A 14,724-nucleotide genomic window follows, 5' to 3' on the forward strand; every position below is an offset into this window, starting at 1 on the left:
GCTTGCGCCTGATCGTCATGCCGCCGTTCGACCGCGAGTTCTTCGGCGGCAAGGACACGCTCGAGATCGAGGCACCGACCTTGCTGGCGCTGGTCGACCGGCTCGGCGATCTGTCGCCGGGCTTTGCCGAACAGGCCGAGGCGCGCGCCGCCTTTGCGGTCGACGGCGTATTCGCGCCCGACTGGACGCGCGCGCTGGCCGGGGCGGAGGAAGTCGTCCTGCTGCAGCGCGTTGCCGGCGGGTGATTGCGCGTATAGATAGTGCTCACTCATTATAAGATGGGGAGAGGACATGACCGACAGCCTGACCTGGCGCGCGCTGGAGCCCTTCGGCGTCGAGATCGAGCGCGACCTGTCGCAGCCGCTGTCGCCGGCCGAGACTGAGCAGTTCCGCTCGCTGTTCAACACCCACGGTCTCGTCATCGCGCGCGGGCAGGCGCTGTCCATGGAGCGCCAGCGCGATGTCTGCGCGCTGCTCGGGCCGATCCTGCTGCGCGAGGGCGAGAACGGCTTCATGACCAACGAGGGCGGCGGCCCTTCGGCCTCCGAGCTCAACTGGCATGCGGACGCGGCCTATACCGAGCATCCGTTCGACGCGCTGTCGCTGCACGCGCTCCACGTGGTCGACGGCGCCTCGTCGACGCGCTTCGCCCGCGCCGAGATCGAGCTGCCCGACGACCTGCGGGACCTGCTCGACGGGCGCGAGCAGGAGATGATCGCGCCGCACTACACGGTGCTGGCCGAGGTCACCTGCGACGTCCGCGATCCGCTCGCGCAGAAGCGCGGCGTCATGCCCGCGCTCTATCGCAACCCGCACAACGGCCGCACCTGCGTCTGGGTCAACGCCATGCAGACCGCGCGGCTGCTCGACATGGATTGGGAGCATAGCCGCGACAGCCTCCATGCGATCTACGACCACCTCTATGCCCCGGCCAACGTCTACGAGCACCGCTGGCACCAGGGCGACCTGGTCATCTGGGACAACATCGCGCTCCAGCACATGCGCGGGAACGTCGAGGGCGTGGGCAAGCGCGTGCTGCAGCGGGTGATCGTCGGCACCGAGGGTGTGGCGCCGCACGTCCAGGCGGGCTAGGCCCGGGCCATGACGAATACGACCCAGGGTTCCTGCCAATGCGGCGCCGTTCGCTTTCGTGTCGATGGCGCATTCCAGAGCTTCTTCCTCTGTCACTGCGGGCGCTGCCGCAAGGACACCGGCTCGGCGCACGGCGCCAACCTGTTTTCGTCGAGCGCCAAGCTCGAATGGCTGGCGGGTGAGGGGGAGGTGCGGACCTATCGCGTGCCCGACACGCGCCACGAGAAGAGCTTCTGCGCCACCTGCGGCTCGGCGCTGCCGCGCGTGCAAGAGGGGGTCGGCATGCTCGTCGTGCCCGCGGGCAGCCTCGACGAGCCGATCGACATTCGGCCCGACGCGCACATCTTCGTCGCCGATCGCGCGGATTGGGATGAGGGGCTCGAAGCCCTGCCGCGGTGCGAGACCTTCCCGGGCTAGGCGCCGACCTCGACCGTCTCACCATTGCGCCACTGCCGCAGCACCAGGTAGCGCCCGTGCAGCGCGCCGCGATCCTGGATGCCGAAGCCGAGCAGGGTGCCTTCCTCGCCCTCGGCGGCGGGGAGCCACTTGATCTGCTCGAGCCCGACTTTGACGCCTTCGCGCGTGAAGTCCTCGGCGCGGGCCAGGCCCTCGGCTACGAGCCGGCCGAGATCGTAGCCCTTGGCGGCCCAGACCGCCTGCTTCGCACCCAGGCCCATGCGCTCGCGCAGCGCGTTGAGCGTGCGGTTCGAATCCGAATGCATGTCGATGTAGATCCAGCCGTCGCAGGCCTGGGCGAAGTCGCCGTGATAGCCGCGCAGGCCCGCCGTGTTCATGATCCGCGGCCCCTGCCAGCCGCTGGCGCTCAGCGGCCGCGCCACGGCCGGCGCCGATAGCCCGAGCCCGAGGTAGACGAAGCCCTGCGGCTGCGCGGCCAGCACGCGTTCGACCGCTTCCGACGCGTCCTCCGATAGCGGCGAGATCGCTTCGGCGGCGACGATATCGAGCCCGATAATCCGCGCCTCGTCCTCCAGATACTTGAGATGCCGCGTGCCGATCGGCGACTGGTCGTAGACCACGCCGACCCGATCCGCGCCTATCGCCTTGAGGTGCCGGGCCATGACCAGCGATTCGTCCTCGTGCGAGCCGACCTGGAGGTGGAACATCCATTCGCCGCGCCCGCGCTCGGCGCCGGCCCAGTTGATCGTCGGTACTTGCGCGGCCTCGACCCAGGGCGTCGCGGCGAGGGCGTTGTCGCCGATCGCCGGGCCGACGATCAGAGCGACGTCCTGCCGGATCAGGTCCTGAAACGCCCGCTCCACGGCAGCCGCGGTGCCCGAGGGCAGCCCGAGCCCATAGGCGTGGACGAATTCGACCTCGGCATCGAGCCGGCCCGCGGCCTGCACGGCTTCGACCTCGCGCCGCAGCCAGTCGGTGACGTCTCCGGGCGCATCGGTGCCATCGCCCATGTCGTTGAGCACGCCTACCTTGATCTTGGCCTTGATCTTGGCCTTGATCTTCGTCGCCATCATCATCCCTCCCGCGATGCGCCTCGCGCTTGCCCAGATAGCTGCCACTATCCTAGCTTGCGATCCAGAGCCTTTGAGGGCCGACAGCCCAGGGGGAGAGTGATGAGCAGGATATCCGATTTGCTGGACGCCGCGCGCGGCGCATCCGGTCTCGACAATTTCGGCGAGGACAGCTTCCGCGAGGGGCTCGAACGGCTGATCGCCTCGGGCGACGGCGAGGCGCGGCTCAACGAGGCCGGCCGCCGGATGTTCGACGGCCAGATCGTCATGCTGCTGATGAAGCGGCTCGAGGTCGAGGACTGGTACGCACGCCATCCCGAGATCGACGAGCAGGAGATCGTCGCGCCGCTGATGGTCCTCGGCCTGCCGCGCACCGGCTCGACCGCGCTGCATTGCCTGCTCGGCGAAGACCCTGCGGTGCGCGTCATGCGCAATTGGGAATGCATGAACCCTTGCCCGCCGCCCGAGGCCGCGACCTACGAGACCGATCCGCGCATCGCGCTGATGGACGAGCAGATGAAGCGCCGCGACGAGATGACGCCGCGGATGAAGCAGATGCTGCCGAGCACCTCGACCTCGCCGACCGAAGACCAGCTCACCATGGGCTACAACTTCGCTTCGCAGATCTTCCAGGCGAGCTTCCGCATCCCGTCCTATGCGCAGTGGCTCCACCACGAGGCCGATCTCGAACCCACCTTCCGCTACGTCAAGCGCGTGCTCAAGCTGCTGCAATGGCGCTGCCCGCCGCGCCGCTGGCGGCTCAAGAACCCGACCTATTCGATGTTCATCACGGCGCTCGACAAGGTCTTCCCCGACGCGCGCTATTGCATGACGCATCGTGACGTCGCCAACGTGATCCCCTCGGTCGCCGATCTCTACTACGAGATGCACAAGCCCAACACCGACGTGCCCGACAAGGCTTGGCTCGGCGCGATCAACGAGGAGTTCGGCATGCTCGGCATGCAGCGGATGATCGCCTTCCGCGACGCCGGGCAAGAGCACCGCTTCTTCGACATCCACTTCGCCCCGTTCCAGAAGGACCCGTTCCCGACGCTGGCGAAGCTCTACGACTTCCTCGGCGAGCCTTTCACGCCCGAGGCCGAGGCACGGATGCGCGCCTGGCGCGAGAACACCCCGCGCGACAAGCACGGCCGCCACGAATACGACGGCGCCGAATTCGGTCTGCACACCGCCGAACTGCGCGAGAAGTTCCGCTTCTATACCGACCGCTACGACGTGCCGCTCGGGAAGGACTGATGTTCGGCTTTCACACCGAGGCCGCGGAGGTCGTTCGCGGGATCGATCTGACCGGCCGGCGGGTGGTGATCACCGGCGCGAGCTCGGGGATCGGCGTGGAGACCGCGCGGGCGCTGGCTCTGGTCGGCGCGGATCTGGTGCTCGGCGTGCGGGACGTCGCGAAGGGCGGCGAGGTCCTTCGCGACATCGACGGTAACCTTCGCCTTCTCAGGCTCGACCTGTCCGATCTCGCTTCGGTCGCGAACTTCGCCGCGCAGATATCGGGCCCGGTCGACGTGCTGATCTGCAACGCCGGCGTTTCGAAGACGCCGGACAAACATCTGGCCAACGGCCTCGACATAAGGTTCGCGACCAATCACCTCGGTCACTTCCACCTCGCGCACTTGCTAAAGCCGCAGATGGCGGAACGCGGCGCGCGGATCGTCGTGGTCAGTTCGGCTGCGCACAAAGGCATGCCGGTGCGGCTCGACGACCTGCAGTGGCAGAGCCGCGAGCATTTCGACGGTGCCGCCTATGCCGAGAGCAAGAGCGCCAACATCCTCTTCGCGCAGGAGGCGACGCGGCGCTGGCAGGGCGAGGGGATCTTCGCCAATGCCGTGCTGCCGGGCTCGTCGCTGACCGGGCTGCAGCGCTTCCACGGCGAAGCGCTCAAGCGCAAGATCGGCTTCATCCACGAGGACGGCTCGCTCGATCCGCGGATGAAGACCGCAGGCCAGGCGGCGGCGACCTCGGTCTGGGCGGCGACGGCGCCTGAACTCAAGGGGCGCGGCGGTCTGGTGCTCGAGGATTGCGCCGAGGCGCTGCCGGTGGGACCCGAGACCCATGCCTGGGCCGGCTATGACGCCAGCGTCGCCGACCCAGAGACCGCGCGGCTGCTGTGGGAGCATTCGCTGGAACTGGTGCGAAAATTCCTCCCCTGAAAGGGGAGGGGGACCACCCGCAGGGTGGTGGAGGGGGCTCTCGGCTGAGTGAGGCGTTTCCGGCGAACTCCCTCCACCCCGCCGCTTCGCGGCGCGGTCCCCCTCCCCGTGCCGGGGAGGAAGTGCTTGCATCGCCTGCTCATCCGCGCGACCGAGCGGGCATGACCGACAACGCCAACATCTTCGCGCATTTCCTCGCCGTGGCCGAGCAGGCCGGCGACAAGCCATTCCTCGTCGAGAACGGCGCGACGGTGCTGACTTTCGCCGATCTCGACGCGCGCACCGGCCGGCTCGCGGCGCGGCTGCAGGCGCTGGGCGGCAAGACGGGCGAGCGGATCGTCGTCCAGGTCGACAAGTCGCCCGAGAATGTCCTGCTCTATCTCGCGGCCGAACGGCTCGGCATGGTCTACGTACCGCTGAACACGGCCTATACCGCGGGGGAACTCGCCTATTTCCTCGGCGATGCCGAGCCGGCGGTGGTGGTCTGCCGTCCGGCCGACGAGGCGGCGGTGCGCGATCTCATGACCACGGGCACGCTGGTCACCTTGGGCACCGACGGCCAGGGCAGCCTGCTCGACGACCTGCCTGATACAGTTGCCCCCGTCGCTGCGCGCACCGCGACCGATTTGGCTGCGATCCTCTACACCTCGGGCACGACCGGGCGCTCCAAGGGCGCGATGCTGACCCATGCCAACCTGCTCAGCAATGCGCTGACGCTCAAGGACCTGTGGGGCTGGCAGGCCGACGACGTGCTGATCCACATCCTGCCGATCTATCACGTCCACGGCCTGTTCGTGGCGCTGCACGGCGCGTTGCTCGCGGGAGCGACCGTGCTGTTCCACCGCGGCTTCGATCCGGCGGCGGTGGTGGCCGACATCGCGCGCGGTTCGGTGCTGATGGGCGTGCCGACGCACTACACGCGCCTGACCGCCGCGCCCGAGCTGACCCCGGCGAGCGCGGGTGGGATGCGCCTGTTCCTCTCGGGCTCGGCACCGCTGCTCGCCGAGGCGCACCAGCGCTTCGAGGAGAAGACCGGCCAGCGCATCCTCGAACGCTATGGCATGACCGAGACGGGCATGATCACCTCGAACCCCTACCGGGGCGGCGAGCGGGTCGCGGGCACGGTCGGCTATCCGCTGCCCGGCGTCGAGGTCCGCCTGCGCGGCGATGACGGAGATTTGGTGAACGAAGGTCCGGGCGTGCTCGAAGTGCGCGGGCCCAACGTCTTCGCCGGCTACTGGCGCATGCCCGAGAAGACCGCGCAGGAAATCCGCGAGGACGGCTTCTTCATCACCGGCGACGTCGCCACGCAGGAGGCCGACGGCCGCGTGACCCTGGTCGGCCGTGCCAAGGACCTGATCATCGCTGGCGGGCTCAACATCTATCCCAAGGAAATCGAGGAGGCGATCGATGCGCTGCCCGGCGTCGACGAGAGCGCGGTGATCGGCGTGCCGCATGCCGACATGGGCGAGGGCGTCGTCGCCGTGGTCGTGCCGCAGAAAGGGGCCAGTGTGACCGAGGACGAAGTTCGCGCGGCGCTCGAAGGCCAGCTCGCGCGGTTCAAGCAACCGCGCCGGGTGATCGTGGTGGAGGCGCTGCCGCGCAACGCCATGGGCAAGGTGCAGAAGGCGGCCCTGCGCGCCGACTATGCCGGCCTGTTCACTTGAAGGTCACGGGGCGGGCCGAAGCCCACCCCGCAGATCTTAGAGGTCTTAGAGACCGTCGGCAGCCTTGCTGACGAGCACGTTCACCGCGACGCGACGGTTCTGCGCCTTGCCTTCGGTGGTCGAGTTGTCCGCCAGCGGATCGGCCGTGGCCATGCCGGTGGGCGTCAGCATGCGGTAGGGCTTCCAGCCGCAGACCTGCTGCAGATAGTTGACCACGCGGCCCGCGCGTTTCTCGCTGAGCTCCTGGTTGATCTCTTCGCTACCCGTCGAGTCGGTATAGCCGACGACCAGCAGCATCGCGTTCTTCTGGCCTTCGGCCTGGGTCGCCGCGGCGCAGAGATCGTTCTTCGCCTGATCGGACAGCAGGGCCTTGCCGGTGTCGAAGTTGACGTTGGTCGTAGCCTTGATGTTGTACTGGTCGATGTCGGCCATACGACCGCGCAGCGCCTCGGTCGCCGCGGTCTGCTCGGCGAAGCGCTGATCGGTGCCGTTGCGGATCATCGCCGCGGTCTTGAGGTCCTTGTTCTTGAGCGAGATCTGGCTCGCCACCAGGCTGCCCCCGCCCTGCATCGTCTTGATGCTCACGGGCAGGCCGTTGAGCAGCGAATCCGCGGCGAGCTTGCTGCTGGCCATACCCAGGAAGCCGCCGCTCGACTTGATGCGCGTCGCGTCGGTGACGGTGACGACGGTGTTGGTGCCGCCGGCGCTGGTGACCTGGATGCGGTTGTCGCTGCGTGCGGAGATGAAGCCCTCGATGTCGGGCCCCTTGGTCATCTGAGCGGGGGCGGCGTCATCGGTCACCGTCGCGGTGAGTTCGGCCTCGGGCGGGCTCGCGGGCTGGGCAATGACGGCTGAGGCCGTGCCGGCGAGTAGGGTGGCGGCGAAGAGAAACTTGGGGGTCTTGGACATGACGGTCATAGTGGTGCTCCTTCAAACTCGGCCAGTGGGGGCCTGCGTGAGCGCAGCTTCTCGTCCGACTGCCATCCTCTCGGTGGTGTGTTCAACTGTCAGAACCCTCTCCATCTGGCTTCAATCGTGCGGCGTGTGATCGCACTGGAGCCTGGGTGTTCAGCGCAACCTTGCGGGCAGATGAACGCTCCCCGCGACCACCGCCGTGGTGCGGGTCGTGCGAGCGCAACTTGCGATGAACCGAGCCGGCGGGGAGTCGTCATGACGTCAAGAATCGCCCGATCGCGCTCCGTCCCGGCCCGAGAGAATCCGGATTCTAGGCGCGCGGACCGCGCTGGAAGAAGCGCTGCTTGAGCTCCTCGTAGCTCGGATCGACCGGGCTGGAGCCGAGCAGGCCGTCACCGTCGAACGGGCGGATCATGTGCATGTCGTAGGTCACCACGCGCTTGGCGAAGCGCCACTTGCCGTCGGCGCAGCGGCGGTAGTTGTCGATGTAGCGCACGGCCATGAAGTCCTCGATCATCGCGCCGGGGTTCTTCTGGTCGGGGATGTAGTGCAGCGCGAGGGCATAGACCTCGCCGTTGCCCTCGTCGCCCTCGACGCTGACCATGTGGTTGCAGACGTGGTGGCCCGAGTAGTTCATGTAGGGCAGGGCCGCGGCGATGAAGTCGCAGTACTTGTCGGCCGGGCCGTCGAAGCTGGTGCCATGCGTATCGGTGGCATCCTCGGTGTAAAGGTCGCGCAAAAGCTCCACGTCCTTGCGGTCGATCGCGCGCGAGTAGTGCAGCACGAGATCGCGGATCGCGTCCTTGTCGAGCAGGCGCTGCAGTGCGGTTTCGTCGATGGCCATGTCTCTCTCTTCCTTGTGTTCTAGTCGATTACATCAGCGAGCCGCCGTCGACCGGCCAGACCTGGCCGGTGACGAAGCTCGCGCGGTCTGAGGCGAGCAGCGCGACCACCGAGGACAGTTCTTCGGGAGTGGCGAAAGGTCGGCCAACGAAGGTCCGGCGCTGGCGGATCGCGCGGTCCTCCTCGCTGACGCTGCCCAGGCCCTTGGCGAAAAGGCCGTTCTCGGGGTTGAAGCGGCTGCCCTTGCTGAAGGCGGCGGGATCGGTGGCGAAAGTCGCATAGGGCGCGATCGCGTTGACGCGGATGCCGTGCTGGCCGACCTCCTTGGCCAAGACCACGGTGAAGCTGTGCACCGCGCCCTTGGCCGCCGAGTAGACCGGCAGCATGTAGTCGCCGACGAGCCCCGCGGTCGAGCCGACGTTGACGATGGCGCCGCGCTTGCGCTCGATCATGCCGGGCAGGACCGCGTGGGTCATGCGCAGGACCGTGCCGAAGTTGAGGTCGATGTCGCCGGCCCACTTGTCGGGATCGGAATCGACGAAGAAGCCCTGATCGACGTTGCCGCCAACGTTGTTGACCAGCACCTCGACCGGCCCGAGTGCTTCCGCTGCCTTGAGGATCAGCGCGGGCGCGGCCTTGTCGAGCAGGTCGGCGGCGACGAACACCGCATCCTGCGCGCCCCGCGCCTTGGCGGCTTCGACGGTGCGCGCGCCGGCTTCGGCATCACGGCCGACGATCACCACCTTGGCGCCTTCGGCCGCGAGCTCGAGCGCGATGCCGCGGCCGATGTTGGCCGTCGCCGCCGTCACGATCGCGACCTTGCCCTGCAGTCCCAGATCCATCCCCGCCTCTCCTTCGCCATACCCTTACGATCGACGCGCATTGGCACGCCGAGGCCGGGGGAGGTCAAGAAGTTTTACGACAGAGGTGTCGTAATTTGTGGAGGCAGCGCCTTATTGCGCGCCGGGAATGTCGGGGAAGGTGTTGGTGCGGTTGGCGATCACGCAGCGCAGGTCGCCGTCGCTGCCGTCGGCGTTCTGGCGTCGCAGGAAGCCCTGGGTCAGCCGGTGATAGCGCTCGCCCTTGCGCGGGCCGCTGGTGAAGACGACCTGGTCGCCGGTCAGCAGATAGGTGCCGCGCACATCATTGGCTTCGTAGCGCGAGCCGAAGATGATCGCGAAATCCTCGGCCGGCCGGACGTCGCCGCGCGGGCCCAGCGCATCGCCGGGCAGTTCGCAGGTATAGCGGCCCAGTTGCAGCGAACCGATCTCGCCGCCGGGTACGGCCAGCGCGGGCGTGGCGACGAGGGCGAGAGCGAGGACGGGGAGGGCGCGTTTCATGGCCCGAGCGCTACCACCGTCGCAGCGCGATTGCCATATCGCAGGCTGCGCGCTAAGGGGCCGCCTTTCCGAGGGGTCGGAACGCCGATCCCTTTCGCTCTTTCGCATCAGAGGCACTCCCCATGAAGATCAGCGGCGTCGACATTCGTCCCGGCAACATCCTGGAATACGAAAAGGGCATCTGGAAGGTTGCCAAGACGCAGCACACCCAGCCCGGCAAGGGCGGCGCCTTCATGCAGGTCGAGATGAAGAACCTGATCGACGGCCGCAAGACCAACGTCCGCTTCCGCAGCGCCGACACGGTCGAGCGCGTGCGCCTCGACACCAAGGACTTCCAGTACCTCTATGCCGAGGGCGACGACCTGGTGTTCATGGACAAGGACACCTACGACCAGATCACCCTGCCGTCGGACCTGCTCGGCGATGCCGCGGCCTTCCTCCAGGACGGCATGGAAGTGCTGCTCGAAATGTGGGAAGAGCGCCCGATCTCGGTCCAGCTGCCCGAACAGGTCGAAGCCACGATCGTCGAGGCCGACGCCGTCGTGAAGGGCCAGACCGCCTCGTCGAGCTACAAGCCGGCGGTGCTCGACAACGGCGTGCGCGTGATGGTGCCGCCGCACATCGAATCGGGAACCCGCATTGTCGTGGACGTTTACGAGCGTAGCTACGTCAGCAAGGCGAACTGAGCACCACCATGGCGGCAATTTCAGGCCTGATGCGCGTGATGGAAAAGGCTGCCCGCAAGGCCGGGCAGCGTCTCCGTCGCGATTTCGGCGAGATCGAGCACCTGCAGGTTTCGCGCAAGGGACCGGCTGACTTCGTCTCGAAGGCCGATCAGCAGGCGGAGCGTACGCTCTGGGACGAACTGCGCGCGGCGCGGCCCGCCTGGGGTTTCCTGTTCGAGGAAGCCGGCGAGATCGCGGGTGAAGAGGGCAAGCCTCGCTTCATCATCGATCCGCTCGACGGCACGTCGAACTTCCTCCACGGCATCCCGCACTTCGCGATCTCGATCGCGGTGCAGGAGCCCAAGCTCGACGGTTCGGGCTGGGGCGACGTCACCGCCGCGCTGGTCTATCAGCCGGTCACCGACGAGTCCTACTGGGCCGAAAAGAGCCGCGGCGCCTGGCTTCAGGACAAGCGCCTGCGCGTCTCGGGCCGTCGTCACCTCGACGAGAGCCTGATCGCCACGGGCATTCCCTTCATGGGCCGCGGCAACATCGCCGAATGGACCAAGATCTACCTGGCCCTCGGCGGCCAGGTCGCGGGCATCCGCCGCTTCGGCGTCGCCTCGCTCGATCTCGCCTGGGTCGCCTCGGGCCGGTTCGAGGGCTTCTGGGAATCGGGCCTGCATCCGTGGGACACCGCTGCGGGCTGCCTGCTCGTGCGCGAGGCCGGCGGTTTCGTCTCGGACTTCAAGGGCCGCTCGCAGGCGATCTGCGATGCCGAAGTGCTCGCGGGCAACGACGCGCTGCATTCGCGGCTCCACAAGATTATCGCCGGCGCTCTCAAGGCCGGTTGATAGGATTAAAGGGCCCGGCTATCGCCGGGCCTCCCGCTGCCCCTGTGGCGGAATGGTAGACGCGAACGACTCAAAATCGTTTGTCGCAAGGCGTGCCCGTTCGAGTCGGGCCAGGGGCACCAGCGGGACATTGCGGCGGCGCGAGCGCTGACATAGGCTGCGCGCATGATCCGCACGCTGCTCGCCGCCACACCGCTCCTTCTCGCTGCCCTGCCTGTCCAGGCCGAGACCATCGCCGACCGCATCCAGGCCGATCTGCCCGGACTGATGGCGGTCTACCGCGATCTCCACGCCAATCCCGAACTCTCCTTCCAGGAGGTGCGCAGCGCCAAGGTCATGGCCGAGGCCGCGCGCAAGGCCGATTTCACCGTCACCGAGCAGGTCGGCAAGACCGGTCTGGTCGCGGTGCTGCGCAACGGTCCGGGGCCGACCGTGCTGATCCGAGCAGACATGGACGCGCTGCCCGTCACCGAGCAGACCGGACTGCCCTTCGCCTCGAAGCTGCGCGGCACCTCGACCGCGGGGGTCGAGAGCGGGATCATGCACGCCTGCGGCCACGACACGCACATGACCGCCTGGATCGAGACCGCGCGTCTGCTCGCGGCGCGCAAGGCCGAATGGTCGGGCACCGTGGTGATGATCGGTCAGCCGGCCGAGGAAATGGGGCTCGGCGCGCGCGCGATGGTGGCCGACGGACTCTACACGCGCTTTCCCAAGCCCGATTACGCGCTGGCCTTCCACGACAGCGCCGATCTGCCCTCGGGCATGGTCGGCGTGCGGCCGGGCTGGGCGCTGGCCAATGTCGATTCGATCGACGTGGTGGTGAAGGGCGTTGGCGGACACGGTGCCTATCCGCACAAGGCGAAGGATCCGATCGTCCTCGCCAGCGCGATCGTGATGCGGTTGCAGACCCTGGTCAGCCGCGAGCAGAACCCGGTGAATCCGGCGGTGGTCACGGTCGGCAGCTTCCACGGCGGGACCAAGCACAACGTCATTTCCGACGAGGCCAAGCTCGAGCTGACCGTGCGCAGCTTTTCGGACGAGGACCGTCAGCGGCTGATCGAGGGCATTCGCCGTATCGCTGCGGGTGAGGCGATGGTCGCCGGCATGCCCGCCGATCGCATGCCGGTGGTGACCGTCAAGGAGCCCTATACCCGCGCCACTTTCAACACGCCCGACTTCGCGCGCGAGATCGCCGGCGATCTTGCCGGCAAGATGGGCGAACAGCGCGTGACCGTTCTCGAACAACCGGTGATGGGCGGCGAGGACTTCGACGAATACCGCCGTGCCGACGAAGCGCACATCAAGTCGACGATCCTCTGGATCGGCGGGGTTCCGCCCGAAACCCTTGCCGCTGCGCGCCGCGGCGAGAAGCCGCAGCCGTCGATCCACAGCCCGTTCTGGGCCCCCGAGGCCGACAAGGTGATCGCCGCCGGTGCCGAGGCGCTTACGCTCACGGCGATGCGGTTAATGAAGCGCTAGGGCGGATCGACATTCATCTAAGCCGTCGTTCCGTTCCCGTCATCCTGACGAAAGTCAGGATCTATTGGGCGCTCCGCACCCGGTTGACCGAGAGGTGCACGCCATGGTGACGCAAGGGCGGCATCGACACCTCAACCTCGCTCCGAATGGATCCTGACTTTCGTCAGGATGACGGCTCGGAGGACGAAAATCCGTCGGTGTCTTGAATGTCGATCCGCGCTAGCGGGCGATCCGATTACCGGAAGATAGGCCGCGCACTTCGGCTTGTTCGCGGGTCGGCTTTACGCACATTTTAACCGCTCTCAGGCAAGGAATCCGGCCAATCATCTTTCAAGGCCGACTGGATTCGTCATGCTCGCCAATCAGGTTCGTCGCGGCGCGACGGGACTCATCGTTCTTCTCTGCGTCGCCATGGCGATCGCGGCACTGGTCGTCGCCCAGATACGCTTCGGCGGGCCGATCCACCGCGAGAGCGCGCTGCAGGACGAACTGCTGGCGGACATCCTGCCGCCGCCCTTGTTCGTGGTCGAGCCCTACATGCTGGCCGAGGAGATCAAGGACAGCGACGGCGCGAATGCCGATGCGCTTGCCAAGCTGCAGGCGGTCCGCAACGGTTTCGAGGCGCGCAAGGCCTACTGGCGTCAGGCCGATGTGCCCGTCGAGGAGCGCGCGCAGCTCGAAACCACGATCAAGTCCGCGGACCTGTTCTGGCAGGAGGTCGACAGCAAGTTCCTCCCCGCCGCCAAGCGACATGACGGCGCGGCGATGGGCGAAATTCGCGACGGCAAGCTCAAGCAGATCTACGACCAACAGCGCGCCGACATCCGCCGCCTCGTCGAGCTGTCGAACGAGCATCGCGCGACGATGCAGGCGCAGAGCGACCGGATGGTGACCCTGGCCCTGGCGGCGATCGCCGGTCTGGCACTGTTGGTCCTCGGTGCGATCTTCGTGGCGGGACGTTTCATCCGCGCACGCGTCGTCGCCCCGCTCGCCGAGACGGCCGAGACCATGCAGGTCATGGCCGCGGGCGACTACAGCCGTACGCCTTCGGGCCTCGATCGCACCGACGAGATCGGCCAGATGGCCGCTGCGATCGGTGTGTTCCGCGAAGCCGGCATCGCCCAGCGCGAGTCGGCGTCGAAGCAGGCCGCGGTGGTCGATGGCCTGTCCGAATCGCTCGCCAAGATGGCCGACGGCGATCTCGCACACCGGATGGACCGGCCGCTGGCTCCCGAATACGAGCCGCTGCGCAAGGCCTACAACCGCACCGTCGCCGAGCTGGCGCAGGTCATCCAGATGGTGACGCGCACGGCCAATGGCGTGTCCTCGGGCGCGGCCGAGATCCGTACGGCCTCGGACGATCTCGCCCGGCGCAACGAGCACCAGGCTGCCAGCCTCGAAGAGACTGCGGCGGCGATGAACCAGGTCACCTCGGGCGTGAACGAGGCCGCGGCCAAGACCCAGGAGATCCGAGCCTCGATCACCACGGCCAATGCCGAGGCGCACGAGGGCGAAGTCGTGGTCGCACGCGCGGTCTCGGCGATGGGCGAGATCGAGAAGTCCTCGGGCGAGATCACGCGCATCATCGGCGTGATCGACGGCATCTCGTTCCAGACCAACCTGCTCGCGCTCAATGCCGGCGTCGAGGCCGCGCGTGCGGGTGAGGCGGGCAAGGGCTTCGCCGTGGTCGCCACCGAAGTGCGCGCGCTGGCGCAGCGTTCGGCCGATGCCGCCAACGACATCAAGGCGCTGATCTCGAACAGCACCCAGCACGTCGACGCCGGCGCGAAGCTCGTTGCCGAGACCGGCGCGCTGCTTGCCGGCATCGCCGGCCGGATCAGCGAGATCAACAACATGTTCGACACGATCGCCGCGACCAGCCAGGCGCAGGCGACGCACCTGCAGCAGGTCAACGTGGCCGTCGGCGACATGGATCGCATGACCCAGCAGAACGCGGCGATGGTCGAGGAATCGACCGCGGCCGCGCGGAGCCTGGCCGACGAGGCGGGGCAGCTTGCCGGACTGGTGACGCAGTTCCGCACGGGATCGGTCAACGTCGTGCCGATCGCCGCACCTTCGGCACCGGCGCCTTCGTCACAGGCCCGGATCGCACCGCCGCCGATGGTCGTCGGCAATACCGCGATCGACGAAGACTGGACCGAATTCTGACGATCACCGGGGCGCCGGGTTTGTAAGGTCTGG

15 protein-coding genes and 1 tRNA gene are annotated in these 14,724 nt (G+C 67.5%); 11 read left to right on the forward strand and 5 right to left on the reverse strand.

Annotated features, from left to right (window positions below):
* Positions 1–2 precede the first annotated feature (2 nt).
* The 3 genes from OLX23_RS03755 to OLX23_RS03765 are packed head-to-tail and all read left to right on the forward strand — an operon-like array spanning position 3 to position 1,509.
* A complete protein-coding gene (locus OLX23_RS03755; protein WP_264443173.1) occupies positions 3–245 on the forward strand; it encodes a MoaD/ThiS family protein in 243 nt (80 codons plus the stop codon).
* Positions 246–291: 46 nt separating this feature from the next.
* Complete coding sequence (locus OLX23_RS03760) at positions 292–1,092, forward strand: TauD/TfdA dioxygenase family protein (protein ID WP_264443175.1); 801 nt, start codon at positions 292–294, stop codon at positions 1,090–1,092.
* Between the two features lie 9 nt (positions 1,093–1,101).
* On the forward strand, positions 1,102–1,509 hold the full coding sequence (locus tag OLX23_RS03765; protein WP_264443176.1) for a GFA family protein: 408 nt from the start codon (positions 1,102–1,104) through the stop codon (positions 1,507–1,509).
* Here the strand turns inward: OLX23_RS03765 and OLX23_RS03770 are convergent.
* Positions 1,506–2,579, reverse strand: coding sequence for an ABC transporter substrate-binding protein (locus OLX23_RS03770; RefSeq protein WP_264443178.1), 1,074 nt, complete (start codon positions 2,577–2,579; stop codon positions 1,506–1,508). The two genes, OLX23_RS03765 and OLX23_RS03770, sit on opposite strands and share 4 nt — an antisense overlap.
* A gap of 102 nt (positions 2,580–2,681) precedes the next feature.
* Here OLX23_RS03770 and OLX23_RS03775 point away from each other — a divergent pair, with 102 nt between their 5' ends.
* From OLX23_RS03775 to OLX23_RS03785, 3 genes are all read left to right on the forward strand, one after another.
* Positions 2,682–3,836 (forward strand): sulfotransferase family protein, encoded by a 1,155-nt coding sequence (locus tag OLX23_RS03775; RefSeq protein WP_264443179.1) that lies wholly within the window; start codon positions 2,682–2,684, stop codon positions 3,834–3,836.
* Positions 3,836–4,756: an SDR family NAD(P)-dependent oxidoreductase gene (locus OLX23_RS03780; RefSeq protein WP_264443180.1), complete on the forward strand. Its 921-nt coding sequence runs from the start codon at positions 3,836–3,838 to the stop codon at positions 4,754–4,756. The genes OLX23_RS03775 and OLX23_RS03780 overlap by 1 nt, the downstream gene beginning before the upstream one ends.
* Before the next feature lie 161 nt (positions 4,757–4,917).
* Positions 4,918–6,423, forward strand: a complete 1,506-nt coding sequence (locus OLX23_RS03785) for an AMP-binding protein (protein ID WP_264443181.1) — start codon at positions 4,918–4,920, stop codon at positions 6,421–6,423.
* 45 nt (positions 6,424–6,468) lie between these two features.
* On the opposite strand, the gene OLX23_RS03790 is transcribed toward OLX23_RS03785, so the two are convergent.
* The 4 genes from OLX23_RS03790 to OLX23_RS03805 form a co-directional block, all read right to left on the reverse strand.
* Positions 6,469–7,341: an OmpA family protein gene (locus OLX23_RS03790; RefSeq protein WP_264443182.1), complete on the reverse strand. Its 873-nt coding sequence runs from the start codon at positions 7,339–7,341 to the stop codon at positions 6,469–6,471.
* A gap of 307 nt (positions 7,342–7,648) precedes the next feature.
* Entirely contained in the window at positions 7,649–8,182 is a 534-nt protein-coding gene (locus OLX23_RS03795) for a nuclear transport factor 2 family protein (RefSeq protein WP_264443184.1), read from the reverse strand.
* A 28-nt stretch (positions 8,183–8,210) separates the two neighbouring features.
* Positions 8,211–9,023 (reverse strand): SDR family NAD(P)-dependent oxidoreductase, encoded by an 813-nt coding sequence (locus OLX23_RS03800; protein WP_264443185.1) that lies wholly within the window; start codon positions 9,021–9,023, stop codon positions 8,211–8,213.
* A gap of 111 nt (positions 9,024–9,134) precedes the next feature.
* Positions 9,135–9,521 (reverse strand): hypothetical protein, encoded by a 387-nt coding sequence (locus OLX23_RS03805; RefSeq protein ID WP_264443186.1) that lies wholly within the window; start codon positions 9,519–9,521, stop codon positions 9,135–9,137.
* A 122-nt stretch (positions 9,522–9,643) separates the two neighbouring features.
* Here OLX23_RS03805 and efp point away from each other — a divergent pair, with 122 nt between their 5' ends.
* From efp to OLX23_RS03830, 5 genes are all read left to right on the forward strand, one after another.
* On the forward strand, positions 9,644–10,207 hold the full coding sequence (gene efp, locus OLX23_RS03810; protein ID WP_264443187.1) for an elongation factor P: 564 nt from the start codon (positions 9,644–9,646) through the stop codon (positions 10,205–10,207).
* Positions 10,208–10,215: 8 nt separating this feature from the next.
* Complete coding sequence (locus OLX23_RS03815) at positions 10,216–11,040, forward strand: inositol monophosphatase family protein (protein ID WP_264443189.1); 825 nt, start codon at positions 10,216–10,218, stop codon at positions 11,038–11,040.
* 38 nt (positions 11,041–11,078) lie between these two features.
* Positions 11,079–11,162, forward strand: a tRNA-Leu gene (locus OLX23_RS03820).
* 43 nt (positions 11,163–11,205) lie between these two features.
* A complete protein-coding gene (locus tag OLX23_RS03825) occupies positions 11,206–12,522 on the forward strand; it encodes an amidohydrolase (protein WP_264443190.1) in 1,317 nt (438 codons plus the stop codon).
* A 351-nt stretch (positions 12,523–12,873) separates the two neighbouring features.
* Positions 12,874–14,691, forward strand: a complete 1,818-nt coding sequence (locus OLX23_RS03830) for a methyl-accepting chemotaxis protein (RefSeq protein WP_264443192.1) — start codon at positions 12,874–12,876, stop codon at positions 14,689–14,691.
* The last annotated feature ends 33 nt before the right edge of the window (positions 14,692–14,724 follow it).

The sequence above is a fragment of the Novosphingobium sp. JCM 18896 genome (assembly GCF_025938095.1).
Classification (GTDB): Bacteria; Pseudomonadota; Alphaproteobacteria; order Sphingomonadales; family Sphingomonadaceae; genus Novosphingobium.

What these genes read in the sequence shown, in the direction of transcription:
- OLX23_RS03760 (WP_264443175.1), top strand. Translation starts at nt 292, where the DNA reads ATGACCGACAGCCTGACCTGGCGCGCGCTGGAGCCCTTCGGCGTCGAG.
- OLX23_RS03765 (WP_264443176.1), top strand. Translation starts at nt 1,102, where the DNA reads ATGACGAATACGACCCAGGGTTCCTGCCAATGCGGCGCCGTTCGCTTT.
- OLX23_RS03770 (WP_264443178.1), bottom strand. Translation starts at nt 2,579, where the DNA reads ATGGCGACGAAGATCAAGGCCAAGATCAAGGCCAAGATCAAGGTAGGC.
- OLX23_RS03775 (WP_264443179.1), top strand. Translation starts at nt 2,682, where the DNA reads ATGAGCAGGATATCCGATTTGCTGGACGCCGCGCGCGGCGCATCCGGT.
- OLX23_RS03780 (WP_264443180.1), top strand. Translation starts at nt 3,836, where the DNA reads ATGTTCGGCTTTCACACCGAGGCCGCGGAGGTCGTTCGCGGGATCGAT.
- OLX23_RS03785 (WP_264443181.1), top strand. Translation starts at nt 4,918, where the DNA reads ATGACCGACAACGCCAACATCTTCGCGCATTTCCTCGCCGTGGCCGAG.
- OLX23_RS03790 (WP_264443182.1), bottom strand. Translation starts at nt 7,341, where the DNA reads ATGACCGTCATGTCCAAGACCCCCAAGTTTCTCTTCGCCGCCACCCTA.
- OLX23_RS03795 (WP_264443184.1), bottom strand. Translation starts at nt 8,182, where the DNA reads ATGGCCATCGACGAAACCGCACTGCAGCGCCTGCTCGACAAGGACGCG.
- OLX23_RS03800 (WP_264443185.1), bottom strand. Translation starts at nt 9,023, where the DNA reads ATGGATCTGGGACTGCAGGGCAAGGTCGCGATCGTGACGGCGGCGACG.
- OLX23_RS03805 (WP_264443186.1), bottom strand. Translation starts at nt 9,521, where the DNA reads ATGAAACGCGCCCTCCCCGTCCTCGCTCTCGCCCTCGTCGCCACGCCC.
- efp (WP_264443187.1), top strand. Translation starts at nt 9,644, where the DNA reads ATGAAGATCAGCGGCGTCGACATTCGTCCCGGCAACATCCTGGAATAC.
- OLX23_RS03815 (WP_264443189.1), top strand. Translation starts at nt 10,216, where the DNA reads ATGGCGGCAATTTCAGGCCTGATGCGCGTGATGGAAAAGGCTGCCCGC.
- OLX23_RS03825 (WP_264443190.1), top strand. Translation starts at nt 11,206, where the DNA reads ATGATCCGCACGCTGCTCGCCGCCACACCGCTCCTTCTCGCTGCCCTG.
- OLX23_RS03830 (WP_264443192.1), top strand. Translation starts at nt 12,874, where the DNA reads ATGCTCGCCAATCAGGTTCGTCGCGGCGCGACGGGACTCATCGTTCTT.